This is a genomic window from Pseudoalteromonas sp. SG45-5, from assembly GCF_014164085.1.
Classification (GTDB): Bacteria; Pseudomonadota; Gammaproteobacteria; order Enterobacterales; family Alteromonadaceae; genus Pseudoalteromonas; species Pseudoalteromonas aliena.
Genome location: NZ_JACJEM010000012.1, coordinates 1 through 21552, shown reverse-complemented (window position 1 = coordinate 21552; position 21552 = coordinate 1). Strand labels below are relative to the sequence as shown.

Annotated in this window: 17 protein-coding genes; all 17 read right to left on the bottom strand. The window is 37.9% G+C overall.

All coding sequences use genetic code 11. The features are described 5' to 3' along the window. Nucleotides 1-315: 315 nt before the first annotated feature. Entirely contained in the window at nt 316-2241 is a 1926-nt protein-coding gene (locus tag H5119_RS05450; protein ID WP_182701507.1) for a methyl-accepting chemotaxis protein, read from the bottom strand. Nucleotides 2242-2498: 257 nt separating this feature from the next. Then, a complete protein-coding gene (galU, locus tag H5119_RS05445) occupies nt 2499-3407 on the bottom strand; it encodes a UTP--glucose-1-phosphate uridylyltransferase GalU (RefSeq protein WP_182701506.1) in 909 nt (302 codons plus the stop codon). Between the two features lie 230 nt (nt 3408-3637). Continuing rightward, on the bottom strand, nt 3638-4804 hold the full coding sequence (locus tag H5119_RS05440; protein ID WP_077536079.1) for a nucleotide sugar dehydrogenase: 1167 nt from the start codon (nt 4802-4804) through the stop codon (nt 3638-3640). A 194-nt stretch (nt 4805-4998) separates the two neighbouring features. Continuing rightward, a complete protein-coding gene (locus H5119_RS05435) occupies nt 4999-5721 on the bottom strand; it encodes a WecB/TagA/CpsF family glycosyltransferase (protein ID WP_182701505.1) in 723 nt (240 codons plus the stop codon). Further along, entirely contained in the window at nt 5711-6787 is a 1077-nt protein-coding gene (locus H5119_RS05430; protein WP_182701504.1) for a glycosyltransferase family 4 protein, read from the bottom strand. The genes H5119_RS05435 and H5119_RS05430 overlap by 11 nt, the downstream gene beginning before the upstream one ends. Further along, the gene (locus tag H5119_RS05425) at nt 6784-8289 is read right to left on the bottom strand and encodes a hypothetical protein (protein WP_182701503.1); all 1506 of its coding nucleotides are present in this window, start codon (nt 8287-8289) and stop codon (nt 6784-6786) included. Before H5119_RS05425 ends, H5119_RS05430 begins: the two co-directional genes overlap by 4 nt. Before the next feature lie 10 nt (nt 8290-8299). Next, nucleotides 8300-9244, bottom strand: coding sequence for a glycosyltransferase (locus tag H5119_RS05420; protein ID WP_182701502.1), 945 nt, complete (start codon nt 9242-9244; stop codon nt 8300-8302). Between the two features lie 25 nt (nt 9245-9269). Further along, complete coding sequence (locus H5119_RS05415; RefSeq protein ID WP_310737439.1) at nt 9270-10559, bottom strand: EpsG family protein; 1290 nt, start codon at nt 10557-10559, stop codon at nt 9270-9272. 24 nt (nt 10560-10583) lie between these two features. Beyond that, a complete protein-coding gene (locus tag H5119_RS05410) occupies nt 10584-11540 on the bottom strand; it encodes a Wzz/FepE/Etk N-terminal domain-containing protein (RefSeq protein ID WP_182701500.1) in 957 nt (318 codons plus the stop codon). Continuing rightward, entirely contained in the window at nt 11540-12412 is an 873-nt protein-coding gene (gene rfbA / locus H5119_RS05405; RefSeq protein ID WP_182701499.1) for a glucose-1-phosphate thymidylyltransferase RfbA, read from the bottom strand. The genes H5119_RS05410 and rfbA overlap by 1 nt, the downstream gene beginning before the upstream one ends. Then, entirely contained in the window at nt 12409-13530 is a 1122-nt protein-coding gene (gene rfbB, locus H5119_RS05400) for a dTDP-glucose 4,6-dehydratase (RefSeq protein ID WP_182701498.1), read from the bottom strand. Before rfbB ends, rfbA begins: the two co-directional genes overlap by 4 nt. Nucleotides 13531-13645: 115 nt before the next feature. Beyond that, a complete protein-coding gene (locus H5119_RS05395; RefSeq protein WP_182701497.1) occupies nt 13646-15397 on the bottom strand; it encodes an asparagine synthase-related protein in 1752 nt (583 codons plus the stop codon). A 1-nt stretch (nt 15398) separates the two neighbouring features. Continuing rightward, nucleotides 15399-16817, bottom strand: coding sequence for an MOP flippase family protein (locus tag H5119_RS05390; RefSeq protein WP_182701496.1), 1419 nt, complete (start codon nt 16815-16817; stop codon nt 15399-15401). Nucleotides 16818-16850: 33 nt separating this feature from the next. Beyond that, nucleotides 16851-17903 carry a TDP-N-acetylfucosamine:lipid II N-acetylfucosaminyltransferase gene (locus tag H5119_RS05385; protein ID WP_182701495.1) on the bottom strand — a complete coding sequence of 351 codons (1053 nt, stop codon included), beginning with the start codon at nt 17901-17903 and terminating at the stop codon, nt 16851-16853. A 40-nt stretch (nt 17904-17943) separates the two neighbouring features. Beyond that, nucleotides 17944-18519 carry an acyltransferase gene (locus tag H5119_RS05380; protein ID WP_182701494.1) on the bottom strand — a complete coding sequence of 192 codons (576 nt, stop codon included), beginning with the start codon at nt 18517-18519 and terminating at the stop codon, nt 17944-17946. Nucleotides 18520-18565: 46 nt separating this feature from the next. Beyond that, a complete protein-coding gene (locus H5119_RS05375; RefSeq protein WP_182701493.1) occupies nt 18566-19693 on the bottom strand; it encodes a DegT/DnrJ/EryC1/StrS aminotransferase family protein in 1128 nt (375 codons plus the stop codon). 196 nt (nt 19694-19889) lie between these two features. Beyond that, the gene (locus tag H5119_RS05370; RefSeq protein WP_182701492.1) at nt 19890-21203 is read right to left on the bottom strand and encodes a hypothetical protein; all 1314 of its coding nucleotides are present in this window, start codon (nt 21201-21203) and stop codon (nt 19890-19892) included. Nucleotides 21204-21552 lie beyond the last annotated feature (349 nt).

The following is a 21552-nucleotide window of genomic DNA, read 5'->3' as shown; positions in this document are numbered from 1 at the left end:
ACCCACTTCATTAAAAATATGATCATTTTAACAAGTAAAATCAATCACTAATTTAATACACTTGGGATAGGAGTAACCAGGGTCTATTGACCTTTTTGGATTAAAATTTGTTCTATCTAGGGGCAGCGCATGTTTGGCATTTATGCTGCGTTATCGCCTATGTGTGAGGAACACTATATAAGCTATGCCTTGCCTAAAAACCAAACAGTCTGCAGTAAATTCAACCTCGAAAGATAAACAGCACCTAGCATACAGGCTTTGCCTAAAAACAACATACACGGCTGTAAATTTAACCTCAAAAGATAGTCTCCATAATTAAAACTTGAGGCTGCCTTTAATCGTTTGCATTTGCTGCTGCAGTTGGTTTTGAATATCGTTAACGAGTAAACTTGACTCGCTTACTTGGCCTTTCATACTCTCCATTGATTGGCTAAAATTATCCAATAAACTATTTTGCTGCTTAGCTAATGCCATAGCCTCAAAAGCAACACTATTTGCACTTTGCGCATTATCGGCCACCCCTTCAGAGTTCAGCTTTAGCTCTTGGGCATTTTGTGTTTGTAATTGAGCCCCTTCGGCTAAGGCCGATATTTGTGCAGAGACAACCCGAGAGTTTTCAGTTAATAAATTGAGCTGATCGTTTATGTCACTTAGCGATCCTTGAGTTTGACGCGCTAATTGCCTCACCTCATCAGCTACTACGGCAAAACCACGGCCATGCTCGCCAGCTCTTGCTGACTCTATCGCTGCATTTAGTGCTAATAAGTTAGTTTGATCCGCAATATTTCGAATAATTTCAATTATTTTTCCTACACCATCAACACCATTTAATAACTCTTGAATACTTTGCATGCCATGCTCTACACGCTCTTGAGTCTCAGAGCTGGCATTGAGCATATTTTGAGAAAACCCTAAGCTTTGCTCCATTGCTGAAAAGGTACTTTTTGCGTTATCAGCAACTTGGGAGTTAATATGATTAACCTGCTCACCTATGTGTTGAATATCGCTTAGCAAATTTTGGTTTTGCTCAACTTGCCCATGACTTAATGAGGTTTGCTGACTGATCGTTTGCAGATGGTTACTCATCTGCTGCATAAAATCGTTAACGACTTCGAGCATTTCTGCACGATCTTGTGCTTCATTTCGCTGGCGATCAATTAATAGGTTAAAATATTGCGCTATTTCGCCCACTTCCGTTTTTTCATTTTTGCATTCAATATTTTTAAGCTCATTGCTCTCAATTAAAAAAGCAAAGCCATCACGCAACTGCCTCAATGGTGTGAGCACTTGATTTCGTTGCACAAAATAAACACCTGCAGCCAATATAACAAGTGTGCCTATAGCAACACAAAATACCCAAAAAACACGCTGTTTTAAAGTGCCCTGCTCTACTTTTAACAATTGCTCTGCATTTATAACCGTGCTTGAAAGTGTACTAATTTGTGCGCGCAGATTATTAAAACCACTTTCGCGCTGCTGCGTTTGTTTTAGAGTACTTGATAAATCACGTGGATAACGACTTGGCCAACTCAGCAGCTCTGACTTTATTTCGTCGGCTAAATCTTCGGCCTCTTCGTCAACAAATAAAGCATCTTCATCCACATCACTCATTACACCTAAGTTAGGTAGTTGATCGATAGACTTGGCAACTTGGTTTAAATTATTAACACTTTGCTGCAAACTTTGATAAGTACTTTCATCATACTGAAGGATTAATTGATAAGTAAACAAAGATAAATTAACAGCTTCGCTATAGTAATCACTGGCCAGTGTATAGTAATTGAGTGCATCACTATTTTGCGGTGGTGCTTTTGTAGCGTAACTGATAAGCGCTGACGCAGAGCCCGTCATTTGCCTCAATGCATTATCGAGTAAGGCCGTTTCGTTGCCTGAGAGCTTGCCAAGCGCTCGATACTTACCGTTTATATCATCGTTGAGTGCAGTTAGCTGCTGCTCAAGCTTAATGCTTAAGTCATTGGGGAGTATAGATAACTGATTGGTTTTTATTAACTCAATTGAATTTGATGCGAGATTTAAATATTGACTATCACCTTGGTCTAAGTAGTTACCTAACTGCCCTGCTAAATCGACCAGAATAGTATTTTTAAGCTGGCTGTAGGCCGTATCTTGTTGCTCTAGTTTAAGTAATGTTTGGCTCGCCCAAAACAGTGTAGAACCTAATAAAACGCTTGCCGAAGCCAGCAATATTGCTAATAACCGAGTAAAGGATGAAACGCGCATAAATCTAAGTTCCTATAGTGAATGCGCGCATAGAATATTAACTATTTGTGACAGTTTGATGACTCTTATTTGCAACTACAAAATAAGCTAAAAAACCATGCAAAAGTAGTGATTTTGATAGGTCACTTTACTTCGTTATACCAACCTGCTTATATATGGGGTCTATTTAACGTTAAGAAAATTACGCTAGAACTAGGCAAAAATTTTTGTATCTAGTTGCTCTAAATAAAAAATTTTTAACGACGTTATAGTGCAATTTAATTCGTTAAATTGATCAAAGATTTATGCAGTTTGGTATTATATAAAAACTGAGAAAACTCCTCACCTAACTTATCGTCACGCATACTGTACTCAACTATCGCTTTTAAATAACCAAGTTTGTCTCCACAATCATGTGAACGCCCGCTCATATGAAATGCCTCTACAGTTTCTTGTGCCATGAGTGAGTCAATCGCGTCAGTCAGTTGTATTTCATCACCAGCGCCAATCGGTGTTTTAGCTAACAGTGGCCAAATATTTTTGCTAAGCACATAACGCCCAACCACTGCTAAGTTTGAAGGAGCGAGCTCAACCGTTGGCTTTTCAACCATTGCCATAATAGCGGCGCTTTCACCTGGGCTAAGCTGTACACCGTTAATATCTGCAATGCCGTATTTACTAACCTCATCGCTCGCGACTGGCTCCAGCATTATCTGACTCGCCTTAGTTTCGCTAAATCGCTTGATCATAGCCGCCAAGTTTTCGGTTTTTTGATCTGCCGTATAAGCATCAAGAATGACATCGGGTAAAAGTACAACAAAGTCATCATTACCTACAATTGGCTTAGCACATAAGATAGCATGCCCTAACCCTTTAGCTTCGCCTTGTCGCACACTCATAATGGTTACATCAGGTGGGCAAATAGAGCGAACTTCATCGAGTAGTACGCGCTTAACGCGCTTTTCGAGTGTTGCTTCAAGCTCGAAACTCGTATCAAAGTGATTCTCAATAGCATTTTTTGAGCTGTGCGTTACTAACACAATCTCTTTTATCCCTGCAGCAACGCATTCATTTACTATGTATTGGATAAGCGGTTTATCAACAATTGGCAACATCTCTTTTGGAATCGCTTTAGTCATTGGCAACATTCGCGTTCCAAGGCCAGCAACGGGGATGACAGCTTTCATAGGTAGTCCTTTGATTTAAAATAAATAAGCAATTAAATTAAGTTACCAGTTATGAGATAGATCTAAGCTGAATGGGAGTAAATGAGAGTTTAAAAGCAGGTTACGAGGCCAAAAGCGCTGAGAGTGATTTAAGGATTGAGTTTGATATGACTTACAGGAGCACTTTATTTATTGCTCCTGTGATATGGCATAAATCATTAAAAAGCGGGGTATAAAACCTCGCCTAAAGCTTAATCGCTACCAAATAAATCTCGGGTGTAAACTTTATCAACAATATCACTGAGCGCCTCAACCATTCGGTTTGCAACAACCACATCGGATATTTTTTTAAACTCGTTTAAATCTTTAATCACACGAGAATGGTAAAATTCATTTTCGTTGAGTGTTGGTTCATACACTACAACTTCAATCCCCTTAGCTTTTATACGCTTCATAATACCTTGAATAGCTGAAGCTCTAAAATTATCTGAGCCCGTTTTCATCACTAGTCGGTATATACCCACAACGCGAGGGTTACGTTTAATTATGGAGTTGGCAATAAAATCTTTACGTGTTGTATTTGCATCAACAATTGCACCAATAATATTATTGGGTACATTTTCATAATTAGCACGAAGTTGTTTAGTATCTTTCGGAAGACAATATCCGCCGTAGCCAAATGAAGGATTATTGTAGTGTGTGCCAATTCGAGGATCTAATCCTACACCTTGAATTATCTGCTTACTATCCAAACCATGAGACTCTGCATAGCTGTCTAACTCATTAAAATAGGCGACCCGCATAGCCAAATAGGTATTTGAAAAAAGCTTAATCGCCTCAGCTTCGGTTGAACCAGTAAATAAAATGTCTATATTTTGCTTAATAGCACCTTGCTCTAGTAGTTTAGCAAAGACTTTAGCACGCTCACTTTGCTCACCTACCACAATACGAGACGGGTACAAATTATCGTGAAGCGCATTGCCTTCTCGTAAAAATTCAGGCGAAAAAATAATATTATTACAGTTAAATTTTTCTTTTACAGACTCCGTAAATCCAACAGGAACCGTTGATTTAATAACCATTACAGCACCTGGGTTTATAGAAAGCACATCAGTAATTACAGCCTCTACTGAGCTAGTATTAAAGTAATTAGTCTCTGCATCATAGTCTGTAGGTGTTGAAATAATCACGTAATCTGTATTGGTATAAGCGAGGTGCTTATCAGTCGTCGCTGTAAAATCTAAATCGGTGCGTTTTAAATAAAGCTCAATTTGCTCATCAATTATTGGAGATTGCTGGTTATTTAATAACGCTATTTTTTTCTCATCTATATCAAGCGCTACAACTTGATTATTTTGAGATAAAAGCATCGCATTAGAAAGGCCCACATACCCGGTGCCAACTACAGCTATTTTCATCTTTATTCCCTTAGGCTATTCATTCAGTAGGCTATTAATAATACGCATACTCAATAAGCCATCACCGTATGGATTATGTGCCACACTCATTCATTTAATATAATGGGTATAACATCTCGTGCTTAAAAATTAATGTACTTTAAATCAATTAAATATGTAGAAATAACAAAAATCAGCGCTTTATTAATCAACCTTTACATTTTTTTTGTTAAATAGTAATAAACATATTTAACCAGATTGCCTTGGCGAAGTAAGCGCGAAGGCTGTGACAATAATCTAAATAGCCATTCTAAGTTTAAGGTTCTAAAAAAGTGAGGCGCACGTTTAACTTTATTTGTGAAAACGTCATATGTACCGCCTACACCCATAAAAAAAGTATCAGGAGCATATTTTAAACATTCAAAAATAAACAACTCTTGGCGTGGTGAACCTAATGCTACACTGACTATTTTAGCACCTGAGCCAACAATTTCATCAATCACTGATTGTTGCTGCTCTTTAGTAAAATAACCATCCTTGCAACCAACAATATTTACACCTAATGCTATTAGTTTTTCGCTGGTTTGTGAAACCGTGCTTTGCGTAGCACCTAGTAAGAAAACTGGCGCTTGTTGCTCAATAGAGCGAACCATTAGTCGCTCCCACAATTCGCAACCTGGGATCCGTGCTACTTTAGAATTCAAACGCCTAGACATAACGTACGATACGCCGACTCCGTCTGGATAACGAAGTGTCGCGCTTTGTAAAATACTCATCAGGAGAGGATCTTTTTTTGCCGCCATTATTTTTTCAGGATTAATTGCGATACCCACGCCAGGTTGCACACCTTCGACTGTCAATATAGATGAATTTATAAGTTCATCTATAGATTGATAAGCAGCAACATCAATACCGCCTACATTTACTTTATTTATCATTAACGTTTTTCGCTTGTAACTTGGCGTACATATTAAATATTTGCTCTGTAACTACTGATAAACGATATTTTTGTGCCGAACTAATTGCACTATCGCTCATCTTTGTATACTGCTCATCTTGCATGCTCAATATATGTTGTATTGCATTAATAGCACTTGAACAAACACTATCGTCTTGATTTGGTATTAAAAAACCATTTTTTCCATCTACTACTTGTGTACAAGCTCCATCGGTTCGAGTAGCAACAACTAAGGCACCGCATGCCATCGCCTCACTCATCACTAAACCAAACGACTCATTATATGACAAGTTTATTAATATTAAGCTTGAGTTATAAATTGTAACCAGTTGCTGTGGAGTGCAGCTACTGAAATATGAAATACTCACATCTTGATTATTTTTAACCTGCTCTATAAATTCACTATTTCCAGCGCCAACAATTGCAACTCGTATTTTACAAGGAAATGTTAGTAAAATCTCTTTTAGCCTTTCTATTCCTTTATTTTTATCAAGCTGCCCAACGAACACAACATCAAACTGCTTGTCTTTAAAAGTACATTTTTCATGTTTTTGATAAAAAATATCATTTACGCCAGCGCTTTGTACCGTACAAGGCACTTGTTTAAAAAATCGTTCTTTTAATTTATCACTTACAAAAATTGACTCATCAACAAAATCAATACACTTTTTATATACTCTACTGGGAGGATAATAACTATAAATATCACTGCCATGAAAAGTTACTATAATTTTAACTTTCCAATTTCTTAGCATTTTATAAGTGATAGCTAATAAGACATTAGGGAAAAAAAAATGAACATGAATAATGTCTAGTTTCTTCATCGAAAAAATATACTTAAACAAAAAGCGAAAGTAAAAAAAAGGATAACGAAATAAGCGTAATAAACCAGACTTCTCTTCTTGGTCTAGATAAAAGTAATTCATATCTAAATCAGTATACTTTTTTAAGCTAGTATACTGATTCATTATAAATCGACCTGAATTAGGTTTATTTTTGCTTGGCCCCATATTAGAGAGCAGTAATACACGTATTGCTTTTTTCATTTTTTATTATTTTCCATGCGCTTACTTTTTACACCGTAGTTTGCACGTGATGGAATAAAATGAAACATTAGCCTATAAATCAATTGTATAGATGGAATTGTTACGGGGTTTGAAAGTGGAGTATATCCTGATTCAACTTTGATTTTTTTATACTTTACAGCCACTTTTCTCCATATTTTTTTAAGCGCTCGGTAGCGAACCGCTTTAGCGTAATCTTGCTGTATAAAAGAATCAAAGATCCCCCTTGCAGCAAAAGGTGAAACAACAGTAAAAAATTGCGCAGCTAAAATATTACTGCCAAAAATAGTATATCTGCCACCTCGCCCATATAAAAACTCATAATAAGTCACTTTTTGGTAATCCGTTAACGCTAGGCTATCTGTACGTTGAACAAAGTCTTGCCACAAAATAGTAAATTCTTTATCGGTTAACTCTTTGTACCTTAAACGCATTAAAGTTTTTGCCTTAAAATTAATCACACTATAAATAAATGGAAATAACTTTAAAACTTCACCTCTTTTGCCTTTAAAATTTATATAAGTGCCACGCTGAAATAAATCACCTAAATAACCATCAAAAAATATTTTTGCTTGTTCAAAGTGTTGCGCGACAAAACTATAATTAGTTAATAGCCTTGGAATAGGGTTGAGTGTGCCAAAAGCCATTTCATCTAAAATAGCCTGCTCTTGTTCATGTAATGGTTGCTCACTATAATCAAAAGCTAAATACGTTTTAAAATCCTCACTAAAGCTGGCAGCTATTTCTCTCTCTGGTGAGTGATCTGGTCCATAAGTAAAGCCATATTTATAAGTGCCATTTGCCAATAAATACCTAGAATCAAGGCCGCTACTGATAGGTAATATTTTAGAGTTCTCTTGCCAAAGTGAAGTTAACTTTTTAACAGCGTCAGCTAACGAATCTAAAGGCTTAGCTTCATGAAATACAAAATAAGAGCGCTCACTCATCACTCCAACACAACTCCCTGGTGTTAGCCTCTGTAAGCCATCAAAAAGAGTGTAATTACCAAACAAGTGGTTTTTTTTATTTAAAATACATTGCATGTCATGGTTGAGATGATGCGAATCATTTTTTAACACTTTAACGCTAGGGGCAACACGTAACTGAGTCGATAACTTATCAATAAAGTGCGTTGATAAACCAAGCGGATCGGTAAAAACAAACTCTTCGTGCTCATTCTGCCAAAAAAGCGTAAACACACCAGTCAAAACATTATTTAAAACGTCAATTCCTTGTGCCACAATATCATTAGCTAAAAGAGTTAATGGGTTTAGCTGCTCTTTATAAATAAACCAGCCTGACATAATAAAAATATTATGCTCTATTTGCTCATACGGTAATTGCGACCAATTTTCCTCGTCATATACAATGCAACCGGTGACTCTACACGCTTGTGGAAAATCGAAAATACGACTATTGTTTTTAGTCAAATAAAGTGACGACGGGAGTCGTTCTTTATCGCAATTAATATACATGCCACGCATCAAACGCCCCTTAATAATCCGAAGTAGCCATACTGACTGAAGAACGCTGCTGACGTTTCAATAAATAGTACTCAAGTGGCTTTTTACCAAAAATACTGCCAAGTACCAGTTTCGCAAATACGCGCATCGATAGCGGTGACATTTTTAGGGCTTTAAAATAATGTGTTATCGCAGTAGTACGATTACCACTTCTTAGCTCAAAATCAGCAAGGCTTTCATATTGACGCGCAAGGCCTTTCTTTAAGCCTAAACTTATATACTCAGCCTCATATTTAGCAATAACCGCCCTATGCCCATTTGCTTTTGAAACGGGGTTACACGATATGCCATCATCCGCCAACTGATAGGTGATCAGAGGCTGCGCAATATGTATAGCTTTGTATTTTTTTGCTAGTCGAAGTAATAAATCATAGTCTTGCATGCTAGGTAAGCTGCTATCAAAGCCATTAATTGAGCGGATAGCCGTTGTTGATATAAGTAAAACGGAAGTACAAATACCAAACCCTTGCTTTAGCAAAGACAAATAAAAATCATCATCGCTTACACATTTAAAATACCGTTTCCAGCCTTGATATTCTAAAAACATATCTGAATAACAAATTTTTGCATCACTTGAGCTCAAAGCAGCTACTTGAGTTGCTAGCTTGGTGTCGATCCACAAATCGTCGTCGTCTAAAAAGGCAACATACTCACCTTTGGCAGCCTCTAAGCCAGTATTCCTAGCTTGACAAGCACCGCTATTTTTATCGTGACGTAAATAATGAATACGCTCATCATTAGCGTATCCAGCCATAACATCAGCTGTTAAGCGTCTGTCTTCACCTGAGGGATCATTATCATCGATAATAATGATTTCCAAACATGAATAAGTTTGATTCTTAACGCTTTCAATCGCTTTCGACAAAGCCTCAGCGCGCTTAAAGGTAGGTATTATAACTGTAACTAATTTATTCATATTTAACCTAAATAAAGGTGTACGACTATTTATTACGGTATCCATCGTAATAAATAACTTCAGTGTTCCAATAACGCTTAAACATCACAAGATAATCAAAGCCACGCCTTTCTAGTGGGTGACTGTGTTTATCGCCTTTATAAAAGAATTTACTCTCATTTATTAATACCACATAAGAAAATGCAGCTATATGAAAGCCCATCAGTAAAAATAAAAAGACGCCAGTGATCGACTTAGGTTGTATATATTGCAAAGCAAAAAGTAGCATAGGTGCGTAAAGTAAGTACAAAGGTAGAAAAATACGATGCAACTCCTCACCTATAAAAAACAGTGCCACTGTACTGAGTAAGGTTAAGTAACTCATCATGTTAAACAACCTTAAATAAGCAACATTATTGGTTTTTAAATAACCGGGTAGTGCAATAAGGTTCACAACAATAAAAAACAACAACGAAGGGAGCTTTGAAAAGTTAGGCTCAAACACTAATCGCGTCAGAATTTTATTCACCATATAATTATTAACAACTGAGCCGAGTATTTTAATAGCAACAACCCCCGCTAGAGCCGCCAATACAAACCCTAAAAACATAACAATAAGTTGTGATGCACTCCAACGGCGAGTTAAATGCTTACTAAAAATCAGCAAAGGAAGTAATAAAACAAATGTAGAAAAATGAACAAGCCCTCCTAAAATAAAGATAAGGCTGCCATACTTTTTATTTTTTTGCGCATACCATATTCCCATAAGTAAAATAGGAACTGCCATACATGTGCGGATCAAATGCCATTGAAACTGAAAAAACTTATAAAATAGAATAATCAGTAAAAAACATAATAGCGGACTTGGCCCATCAACTAATTTACAAAATTTCCAAATTAATCCATAAGTGATTAACACGGATAAAAAATAATATGTAAAAATATCGTTATCGGTTAACCATGCTACAGCCCAGCTATAAAGTCCAAATAAAGCATCACCATGTTTAGCGTAAAGTAACGATACACTGAGCATACTTGAGAGTTCATCATAGCGATCGTACGCCATTAAATACGATGGCATATCATCGGAACCGTTCCACAAATAGCCAATGTACCTAGACGCAATAAGTATGCTCAGTGAAACAGACACTGCAGCAACTAGCAAACTATCTAAGCGTGTTTTCTTTACTGAAAATGCATATAAAAACAACCCTAGTAACCAAAAAACAAATGGTAAAAGCAGCCAGCTTAAAAGTAATAGGCAGCCAGATATATACAACTTAGCGTCATTACTATTATTGCTATTAACTGTATTTATACTATTACTAGTATTCACTGTAGCTGGCCACAAATGCATAAGTTAAGCGCGTGCATTTGTAGCTTTATTATCACGAATAAAATGAACTAACAAAACCATAATACATATAAAAAACACCGAAAAAGCAGCACCTAAAATACAAATAACCGCTCTATTAGGCGATGATTTTTGCTCTTCTATAATCGGACTTTCTATTACTTTAAAAGCAAATTCTTTTCTCACTTTAGCCAATAGCATCGCTTTGGTTTGCTCTTCAATAATGGTGTAAAAAACATTTTGCATTTCAGCAATATTTGTATTGGTTAGCTCTTCATTTAAATATTTAATACTTTCTTTGTTTTCTGCGATTTCTCGCTCTCTTACCGATTTATTAATTAATGTAACTATATTCTCTACATACACTTTAGAAACACGAGGGTCTATGTGCTCAAACGAAATTTCTACCAACCCTGTTACTTTATCTTGTTCTATGGTCAGGCTTTTCAAAAAACGCTCGTATGCCTCATAAAGAGTCGGTTCAAAGGTTTCCTGTGTTTTTTCATCTACTAACCACTGACCATTTTTATAAACACTGTCGTCAAGCTCCAGCGTTTCACTATCTTTGTCCCACTTTTTGGCAGCAAATAAATTTACTTTTACATTATTATTTTCGATAAATTCATATAAAAAATCTTTCGACTTAATAACTTCTAAGTAAACCCCCGTTTCATCACTAGACCCGCCTAAATTAATGCCCGCCACACTCGCTAAGCCGCCAAACTCTCCGGCTAAAGCAGACAATCCACCGCCTTCTTGCTGTTTTTGAGGAGAAAGTAGTACCGACGATTTATACATATTTGGTAACGTTAAGGAAAATGCTAACACGCTCGCACAGCATAAAAAAGAAAGTGCAATAATCAGCCATTTTTTATTCCATAAAATTAGCCACAGCTCAATAAGATCAAGTGCGTTTGTATTTCCTGAGTTTTGTGTCGAAAACTGATTTAAATTTTGAGCCATTAGTGTGTTCCTGCCGCCAGCTTTAAAAGGTACTGACCATAACCCGTTTTGTTAAGTGCATGTCCTTGCGCCACAAGTGCATCTTTTGTTAACCAACCTTGTGTATAAGCAATTTCTTGTAGGCAGGCGATTTTAAAGCCTTGTCGTTTTTCAACCGTTTGAACAAACAACGACGCCTCCATTAAGCTATCGTGAGTGCCAGTGTCAAGCCACGCAAACCCACGCCCTAGTACTTCGACTTTTAAGTTTTTATCTTCTAAATAAGCTTGGTTAATTGCAGTAATTTCTAATTCTCCACGAGCTGAAGGTTCAACTTGCTTCGCTTTTTGTATTACTGAATTATCATAAAAATAGAGTCCTGTAACAGCATAATTAGACTTAGGTTTCTCTGGTTTTTCTTCTATAGAAATACCATTAAAACTCTCGTCAACTTCAACCACACCAAAACGCTCAGGATCGTTAACCTGATAAGCAAAAACACAAGCCCCTTGCTCAATTTTTGCCATCGCTTTTAATTTAGGTGAAAAATTAGCGCCATAAAAAATGTTATCACCTAAAATCAAACATACTGAATCTTGACCAATAAAGTCCTCACCAATTATAAATGCTTGAGCTAACCCTTCAGGTTTTTCTTGAATTGCATACGTTAGATTTATACCAAAATTACTACCATTACCGAGTAGAGCTTGAAATTGAGCTTGGTCTTGCGGGGTTGTAATGATCAAAATATCTTTAATGCCAGCAAGCATTAATACCGACAGTGGATAATAAATCATCGGTTTATCGTAAATAGGTAAAATCTGCTTAGACACGCCAAGCGTAATCGGGTGGAGCCTTGAACCACTCCCGCCAGCTAAGATAATTCCTTTCATGTATTTTCTCCTAAACGTTCTCGCTGATAAGTTCCGGCTTGTACTTGTTTGCACCAATCAAGGTTCTCTAAGTACCATTTTATTGTTTTACTAATACCCGACTCAAACGTTTCTTGCGGTTGCCAGTTAAGTTGACTATCTATTTTTGATGCATCTATTGCATAACGTCTGTCGTGTCCTGGTCTGTCTTTTACAAACGTTATTAGTTCTTTAAATGATGTTAAGTTACGTGGTTTTTTTTCAATAAGCTTATCTAGCTCGGAACAAATAGTACTAACAACTTCTAGGTTTGACTTTTCGTTATGCCCGCCAATATTGTACGTATGCCCTACTTCGCCAGCAGTTGCCACCGTGAATAGAGCTCTTGCGTGATCCTCTACATATAGCCAGTCTCGTATTTGTGAACCATCGCCATAAATAGGCAAGTCTTTACCTTCTAATGCATTTAAAATAACTAATGGAATAAGTTTTTCAGGGAAGTGGAACGGCCCATAGTTATTTGAGCAATTAGTAATAACAACGGGTAAGCCATAAGTACGCTGCCATGCTCTTACTAAATGATCTGAACTTGCTTTACTCGCTGAATACGGACTACTAGGCGCATACGCAGACTCCTCAGTAAACAAAGGTAAATTTTGTGAAGCGTTTTCCCCCTTCTCACTTCCCTCTTCAGTCTTCATATCTGCTGGATGTGGTAAATCGCCGTACACCTCATCGGTCGAAACGTGATGAAACCTAAATGCGTGTTTTTTAGTTTCGTTTAAAGAAACCCAATATGCACGCGTTGCTTCAAGCAATGTATATGTGCCAACAATGTTAGTCTGAATAAAATCACCAGGGCCATCAATTGAGCGATCAACATGAGACTCCGCCGCTAAGTGCATGATAATATCTGGCTGGTACGTTATAAATAATTTATCCAGCTTTTCCCGATCGCAAATATCGCCCTGTACAAAAGTATAACGCTCTGAGCTATCAATGCTTTTTAATGATTGTAAGTTACCTGCATAAGTGAGTTTATCTAAATTAATTACTTTATGCGGTGTCTCCTTGATTAAAAAGCGTATCAACGCACTACCAATAAACCCTGCTCCACCAGTAACAACAATAGTTTTCATTAAAAGCCTTTACTTTTTACATATACAATTTGCTCACCAAATACAATTTGTAAGCACATCAAGTTATTATCGCAAAATAATCCCGTGTTTACCATATTCACTACTGTTTGAGGCATTACTGTAGGCGCTTTAAATAAAGCTCAACAGTTAATAAGCTGCCTATTTTTTCTGGCTTAATTGCATCGTCCATAGCAAAAAAACGGGTTACAACATTATCAATATATTCATCACCTAATAACTTTTTAACTTCGCTATTTGAATCACATAATGTGTTTTTTATATAACGTTTAAAATTAGCCTCTCGCAACCAAGTATCGTACGCAACATAATGCCTTTTAGGCGTAATGCGTCGATATAGCTTACGGGCAAAACGCTCAAAAACAGAGCCTTTAATTAAACCCACTAGGCGTTGCTTTAACGGGTTGTTCACCGGTTCAACATCTGTTGATTGCAGCGAAATAGGTTTTCCTGTTTGCTGCCATGCAATCGTTTTAAAGTAATCAGGGTAATAACGCAGTAACATCGCATGATAAAGCTTACCATTGCGGCGATATTCATCTGGTAACGAGTACAAAAACGCCACTAAATCGTTATCCATAAACGGCTTAAAATTATGAAGTTCATGGCTGAGCAAATCACTACCAGCGCCAATAAAACGTACACCTCGGTTGTAAATTAAAATGGGATCATCGTTAGTGTGTTCAAAGTAGGCATCGGTAATATTTGCATTGGGTAAGTGTTCAAAGTAACGCTCTGCGATTCGCTGCGATTGGCTAAGCGATAATTTGTCCTGAGCAAATAAGTAACTGCCACCAAACGTTACATCCCCTAAATAGCCGTTAAGCAAATAATTGGAGTCAGCGGCTATATTACTTACTGAGCTTAATGCGTGCATATGTAGCATATTTTTAAGGCCGTCGGTTAGCCATACGCCATGCTCACGGCCATCAAACCAGTTATGCTCATCTATACTTACCAACTGATTCGATACACCTGCCAGCTGTGCAACTTGCTCAGCCAGTACAGCATCATCACAACCAGCCTCGCCAAAGGTGTACGTTTTTATTGTACCTTTAAAGTGCTGTTTTGCAGCTGCAAGTAATACGCGAGAATCAAGCCCGCCACTTAATGTTATAGCCAATGTTGGTTGCTTAACTGTTTTTATGCAACGCTCAACCGCACTATCAAACAGGGTATAAGCGTGCGCTGTTGCCTCATCAAACGTCATTGCATTGTTTGTTTTAATATCAGCCCAACTCCAATACCGTACCGTGTCATACTCTAAACTGGTAATATCAATACTTGTAATTGACGCAGGTGCTAAGCGTTTAATATTGCTAAACAAAGTTTGCTCACCTAGCATGTGTCCCACATCAACAAATGTTTTAAGTGCCGCAAGGTCAATGTGTTGTACATAGTCGGGATTTAGGGCAAGTGCTTTAGGCTCACTGGCAAACCCTTTAGCTTCGAGGTTATCAGCCCACAAATAAAGAGGCTTTATGCCAAAGCGATCTGTTGCTAATGTCACTTTTTGAGCTTGTTTATCAAAAATAACAAACGTGAAATAGCCATTTAGTTGGCTACATAACTCACTTAAGTTGCCTATCAAATATTGATTTGCCACAAGCTCTGCAACCTCGTCTTGCTGGCAATCTGTACCATTAATTGAGTACACATCTCCCCATATATCAACACTTAAATTTTGATTATTAAAGTGATGATGTGCAATACCCGCAGTTGTTTTTATTAGCTGCTGGTATTGGCCTTCTAAACACCAGCTACTTGCAACTTTACCCGCCACCTCCGACAAACAAGGGTGAGTATCGGGTAATATATTCTTACTAATAAAACCTACTATGCCAGGCATTCTACGAACCTCGAATAAACTTAAAAACTTTTATTAATTGTGGAGCTATAGCAAGCACATACCCAACACAAATAAACGCAAACAAATATACTGCCGATAACATTAATAAAGGCTGTACACACACCAAAACAAACAACGACACCATAGCAAATGCCAGCACAGCCGGCGCAAGTGATAAACACAAACGTGCTGCCGACAGGCCGCTAACTGGTTTTATTAAATACAGCCAATGCAATACAAATAATACAACTTGCAATAACACCAACATCTTAACCATTTCAACAATGCCCGACTCAATGCTAAACACAATAATCAATGGCCGGACAATTGTTACTCCCATATTCCACCAAAAACCACGTTTAACGTTACCACTGGCTCTTAAAAGCACCCCAATAGGATTCATCATTGAAATTATTAACATGTACAAAGCCAGCCAACGCAGTAGCTGAGCATGTTCAAGCCATTGCTCACCAAAAGTGAAACTCAAAACTAAATTCGGAAATAACGCAACAAGGCTATACAGAGGAATATTAATTAAGCTAAGCAAACGTAAAATCATGCTATATAACAGCGCTAAACTGTGTGTATGTTGATGATTAACCATCAACGGAAACGCGACTTTATTAACCACCGGATTTATAAGCTGCAAGGCAGGCCTAAACACTAATGCTTTTACATAAGCATAAATACCTAACGCCTCAGCACCCAATAACTTACCAATTAAAAGCTGATCTAGTTGAGCACTTATAAAATTTATAAAGCTCTCACCGGTTTGGTACAAACCATATTTGATTGGCTCAATAATACTGTGTATACGCAAACGCGTAAGCTTTGGTCGTAAATGTGCAAAACCAATAAGTAAACAACCACTAAGAAGCAACGCATTTAACAACTGCGATACCACCACCGAAAGCAAGCGTAAGTCAAAGGCAAGTAACACAATGAGTACGGTAAAACTTACAACACTGGCAAATACCTCTATTTTAGCAATGCTATTAAACCGCATAGCTTGTTGTAGTAAAGCCAAAGGTTGCTGGCCAAAACTACGAATTAAAAATACCGGCGATAAATACCACAACAGCAATGTTAGTGCCTGCATATCAAAAAATAGCGCCATAGGAAACGCCATTGCAAACACCACAACCGAAATAAATAACCCCAGCAATACATTTACTATATATAACTGATTAAGCTGGTCTTTAACTAAATTTTTATGGAAAATAAGGGCATTAGAAATACCCGCATCACCAAAAATTTGTGCAAAGCTAACCACCAATTGCACTATTGCCAGCACACCCAGCTCAGCAGCCGTTAAATAGCGCGCCAGCACTATTAACTGAACTAACTGTAACAACCCCTTAATAAGCGTTGATGAGGCCGTCCACGACACCCCACTTAACGCATCACGCGCTACGCTCATGTATTTTTCTCAATAAAAATCGGGCACATAAATCTAGGCTTCTTCATACAAACTTTGCAACATTGCTCGCCATTTAGGGGCCAGAGCCTGCTCGGTAAAATGCTGCTGCATTAAATCTGCATTTTTACTATTTTGCTTGCTTGCTAACTGTGCAAGCTCATCAAAACTAAGCGCTGGTAATGTTTGTGTTTTATACACGTCAAAACCTAACGACGTTAAATTGCTGTAGCTTGACGTGCTCGCCAGTAAAAATAAAGGCTTACCCATAAGCAACATTGCATACGCAACATATAGTCCCTGCTGCCTTTGCTGAGCAAATACAGTAATATTAACGTCGTTTAATAAATCGTCATATTGCGCTTTGCTTAACATGTTTGTAATAGCCACTGCTTTATTAGCAAATAGTGCATTAGCATGGCTAATAACGCGTTCAACATAGTGAGCTTCACCGCCGTAATTAAGCGGCATTATTATTTGTATATTACACCCCGCTAAATGGGATAGCTTATCCAAGGCTTCAATATGATTATTGCTTGAGGCAGCCGAATTACCCAGCAAGATTTTTAAAGGTTGCTGGGTAAAATTAGCGCTGGTCGCTGCTTCCTGAACCTGCATACCAATAAGTGGATAAGGCAATACGTCAACTGTTTTACGTTTTAAAACCTGTTTAGCAAGCTGAGCATCGCCTGGATTTAATGCAAAAACGTGATTAAAACGATTAATAACCAATGCATGCAATACATGCACAATACGCTGCTTAATAGTGCGCCCTGCTTTAGTGTGCCTATATAATTCTGCGCCCCACAACACACAGCTACTGCGTTTAGTAACAGGGCTAAAAAGTAACTTTTTCCATATGTGCATATCAAACACACCATGAAATACCACGTTATCGGCTTTAGTTAAGCCGTTAAGCAAAGCAAACAACTCTGCATTATCTGCATAGGTTACAAAACCATCAACGCTCTGCGCTGATTTAACCCAAAATACTTGGCTACAATTGGGCTTGCACTGCACATTAAAAAATTGCTGCATGGGAAAATAATGATGTGGTGTGTCGGCAAACACATGAATAACCTGTTTCATATAACTTTACTCATATAGCTTTACTCATAGCGTAGGCTCATTATTGCTCGCTATTATAATGCGTTAAAAATGCAGGTTCTAAATTAAGTAAATTTTTACTGCGCGGTTTTATATATTTCGCAGGTTGTCCGGCGTAAATACCCCAAGGCTGTAAATCTCGATTAACCAAGCTTAATGCGCCAAGAGCAACACCGTCATCAAGTACTACATTGGGTAAAATAACGCAGCCAGCCCCCACAATAACGTGTTTTTTGAGCGTTACAGGGCCATGTTCTACGTTAGTAAACTGCTCATTCACTGTGGGATTAGTTAAGTACTCGCCCGAGTAATCGTCACTGCTTGAATAAATAGACACTCTGGAGGAAATATTACAAAAATCATCAATACTGATTTTACCCGCGCCTATTAATGAACTAAACACCGCAATATGTACATGGCTGCCTATAAAAATCCCGCCCTTACCTGCGCTGATTACACAAAAGTCGTCAATACGTACGTTATCACCTAGGCTAATTGAGCCTACCCCGTAAAATGAGGCCTGCGTAGAAATACGTACATTTTTGCCTACACGCAAAAAACCTAAATCAAGCAATGCTTGTTGTGTATATATTGCCATATTAAACGCCTTGTAATATCAACCTAAAACAGCTTAAGCACTGGCCTTAAGCACAGTCATTAAGCACAGTCATTAAATGATCACATATTTCGTCTACGCCATCGAGGGTTAAGTCTGTAAACATAGGCAAGCACAAAATACGTTCGCTAAGGCTATTTGCAAGTGGGGTATCTCCGCGCATGCCATACGCTGGGACTTGGCTCAAACTTGGGTAAAAATAACGACGAGTTTGCACGCCCACCTCAGTGAGCGCCGCCTGCACTTTTAGTAGTAGGGTTTGTGATTCAAAAACCACCGGCATATAAGCGCCATTGTTATTACCATCACAGTGCCAAACTTGTAACTGTACGGTATTTATTGCTTTTAATCGTTCAGTGTAACGCTTACTTAATTGCTGGCGCCACGACGTTATATGGTCAAGGTGCTCAAATACACTTAACCCCATAGCAGCGTGTACTTCGCTCATTTTGGCGTTTATACCTACAAATTCAGGGTATTGTTGTGCATCAAAGCCAAAGTTAATTAACTGCTTTGCTTTTAAATAATCGGCTTTGTGCTTAAAAATAATCGCACCGCCTTCAACACTATGAAACAACTTTGTGGCATGCAAACTCAATGTCGCTGCATCACCTTTGTGCAATACGCTTGTTATAGCCATATCATTGCCAGTATTTTTAATATCGCTGGCAAAAGCATGAGCCGCGTCGTAAATAACTTTTAAATTATGCTGTTTGGCAGCGCGTTCAATACCCGCTACATCGCATGGATTACCAAATACATGCACCCCTAAAATAGCCGTTGCGTTATTTAACTGTGCCTCACTGGCTTTTGTTATATCTATATTGTAGGTGGCAGGGTCAATATCAATAAACTCAGGGGTCAGGTTTGCAAAACATAGCGAGCTGGCCGTCGCTGCAAATGAGAAGGGGGTTGTTAACACACAAGCGCTTTTGTTAGTGTCAATATTAAGTGCCGCAAACGCCACTTGCAATGCTAATGTACCGTTAGCAACCAGTAATAGGTGCTCAACATTAAAATACTCAGCAAGTTGCTGTTCAAGCTTTTGCAAACACGGGCCATTATTAGTAAGCCAGTTGCGCTCAAATACCGATGCAATGTGTGCTGTATAGTTATTTAACGGGGGTAAAAAGGGCTTTACAATGGGGTATTTCAAAGCGATCACTCATAAAACAAAAAGGTGGGGCAGTGTAGCAAACAACGGGAGGGTTGTGAATTTTGAATTTTAAATGGTAAGGGGTGAATTGTGAATTGTCTTTAATTAAAAATTAAGCATTTAAAATTCACAATTGAAAAAGCGAGCCTAAGCTCGCTTTTTTAATAAACCAACTGGTTTATGTATAAACTCAGTATTAGTGAGTTAGTACACGGTCAGCAGATTTTTTATGGTAGTAAACACCTTTAACACCGATGTTAGCTGCAGGAGCGTTAACAACAACGTTAATGTGAGCATTACCAGTTACACCAGATTCAGCAGCGAAAGCAGCTACTTCTAGGCTGATGTTAGTTACAGAGTTAGCAGAAGCAACTTGAGTTAGTTCTTTTACGTATGTTTTGCCGTCAGCTTTAAGTGTTACAGTGATAACACCTTCAACAGTACCACGGTTAGCTACTGTGATTGACTGAGAGTACTCAGAACCAAATGGCATAAGCTCGATATCATCTGTAGAACCATCTAAAGTCCAAGAACCAGCAGAAACTGCTGAGAAAGGAATAGTAGTTGTAGCATCAGCAACAGATGACTCAACTGTGAAAGACTGAGGTGCAGTAATTACAGAACCTTTCTTAGTTGCGCCAATTACATTAAACGTAACAGTTGAACTTGCAGCTGGTAATGTAGCATCTGTAATTGTTAATGTAGATAAGCCTTTATCAACAGAAAGTTTAGCAGCACCAAAACCAGTTGTTGTAAAAGCGTTAGCTAGTTCAGCAGCTTCAACAACACCATCAGCGTCACCGCCGTTTGCAGCAAGGTCGTAATCAGCAAGGTAAGAGAAGTTACCTTTAATTACGTGAGTTTCTTTAGTAAGAGTAATTCCATCAATCGCAGCACTATCGTTTGTAGCAGCAAGTGTTAATACATCAGTAAGACCTGTAGTGAATTCTGCACGGCCTTTACCAGTTGCAACAACACCATCAAGCTTAGTTACAGTGTAAGCTACTTGATTTACAAACATACCTAAATCAACAGCTTTAGCAGCATCATAGTTACCAATCAACGGGTTAACTGAGATCGCATTTGAAGAAAATTGAACCTTTTGCTTGTTAGCTGGTGAACCAGATAAAAGCTGGAAACCTGCAATTGTGATATCGTTAGCAGCTAAGTGGTTAGCAGTTGATACGCGGAAACGAACTGTGTTGTCGCTTGAAAAATCAACGAAAGAAAAAGTAGCTGTACCAGCTGTAGGAACAGCTGTAGGAGTTACTGTTTTATCAAAAGTTGCGCCAGAAACTGTAACAACAACAAGGTCATTTACAATGTAATCACTACCAACATCTAGAGTAACATCACCAAAATCAGCAGCTTGTAATTTACCAGCTGCGGCAGTTGTTGCATTACCTTCGATTGAAATATTTTTAGAGCCACCAGCTACAGTAAGTTCTCCAGCATTAGCAACACCAGCAACACCAGTTAGCGCTAGCGCTAATAAAGTTTTCTTAAACATTTTTTATTCTCCAAAGTTTCATGAAACAGGAACTTTCATTGTTCCCTTTATATTTATGGCTGATCATGCACCATAGGCCGTCACCTAAGTGACTACTAATCAGACCAAGAGTAGTCTAAACATTGTTAGTTTATTGTCAAGCAATTAACTAAGCTTAAACTAATAGATTAATGTTACCGTTTTATGTACCCACACACAAGGTTTAAAAACCCTTAAAAATCAGCGTGATATAAAAAACACAAACAAAAAAACATATTATTAACAATCGCTTAAATAAAATCATTAGATAGCGTTTATTGAGCATTTAAACAGTGTAGTAAATATACAGCACTGTGCATAACTGTGCATA

Excerpts from the sequence above, each read along its gene's own strand:
- H5119_RS05410 (WP_182701500.1), bottom strand. The coding sequence starts at position 11,540 with ATGGCTCAAAATTTAAATCAGTTTTCGACACAAAACTCAGGAAATACA.
- galU (WP_182701506.1), bottom strand. The coding sequence starts at position 3,407 with ATGAAAGCTGTCATCCCCGTTGCTGGCCTTGGAACGCGAATGTTGCCA.
- H5119_RS05390 (WP_182701496.1), bottom strand. The coding sequence starts at position 16,817 with ATGAGCGTAGCGCGTGATGCGTTAAGTGGGGTGTCGTGGACGGCCTCA.
- H5119_RS05370 (WP_182701492.1), bottom strand. The coding sequence starts at position 21,203 with ATGTTTAAGAAAACTTTATTAGCGCTAGCGCTAACTGGTGTTGCTGGT.
- H5119_RS05380 (WP_182701494.1), bottom strand. The coding sequence starts at position 18,519 with ATGGCAATATATACACAACAAGCATTGCTTGATTTAGGTTTTTTGCGT.
- H5119_RS05420 (WP_182701502.1), bottom strand. The coding sequence starts at position 9,244 with ATGAATAAATTAGTTACAGTTATAATACCTACCTTTAAGCGCGCTGAG.
- H5119_RS05425 (WP_182701503.1), bottom strand. The coding sequence starts at position 8,289 with ATGCGTGGCATGTATATTAATTGCGATAAAGAACGACTCCCGTCGTCA.
- rfbA (WP_182701499.1), bottom strand. The coding sequence starts at position 12,412 with ATGAAAGGAATTATCTTAGCTGGCGGGAGTGGTTCAAGGCTCCACCCG.
- H5119_RS05450 (WP_182701507.1), bottom strand. The coding sequence starts at position 2,241 with ATGCGCGTTTCATCCTTTACTCGGTTATTAGCAATATTGCTGGCTTCG.
- H5119_RS05430 (WP_182701504.1), bottom strand. The coding sequence starts at position 6,787 with ATGAAAAAAGCAATACGTGTATTACTGCTCTCTAATATGGGGCCAAGC.
- H5119_RS05385 (WP_182701495.1), bottom strand. The coding sequence starts at position 17,903 with ATGAAACAGGTTATTCATGTGTTTGCCGACACACCACATCATTATTTT.
- rfbB (WP_182701498.1), bottom strand. The coding sequence starts at position 13,530 with ATGAAAACTATTGTTGTTACTGGTGGAGCAGGGTTTATTGGTAGTGCG.
- H5119_RS05440 (WP_077536079.1), bottom strand. The coding sequence starts at position 4,804 with ATGAAAATAGCTGTAGTTGGCACCGGGTATGTGGGCCTTTCTAATGCG.
- H5119_RS05395 (WP_182701497.1), bottom strand. The coding sequence starts at position 15,397 with ATGCCTGGCATAGTAGGTTTTATTAGTAAGAATATATTACCCGATACT.
- H5119_RS05435 (WP_182701505.1), bottom strand. The coding sequence starts at position 5,721 with ATGATAAATAAAGTAAATGTAGGCGGTATTGATGTTGCTGCTTATCAA.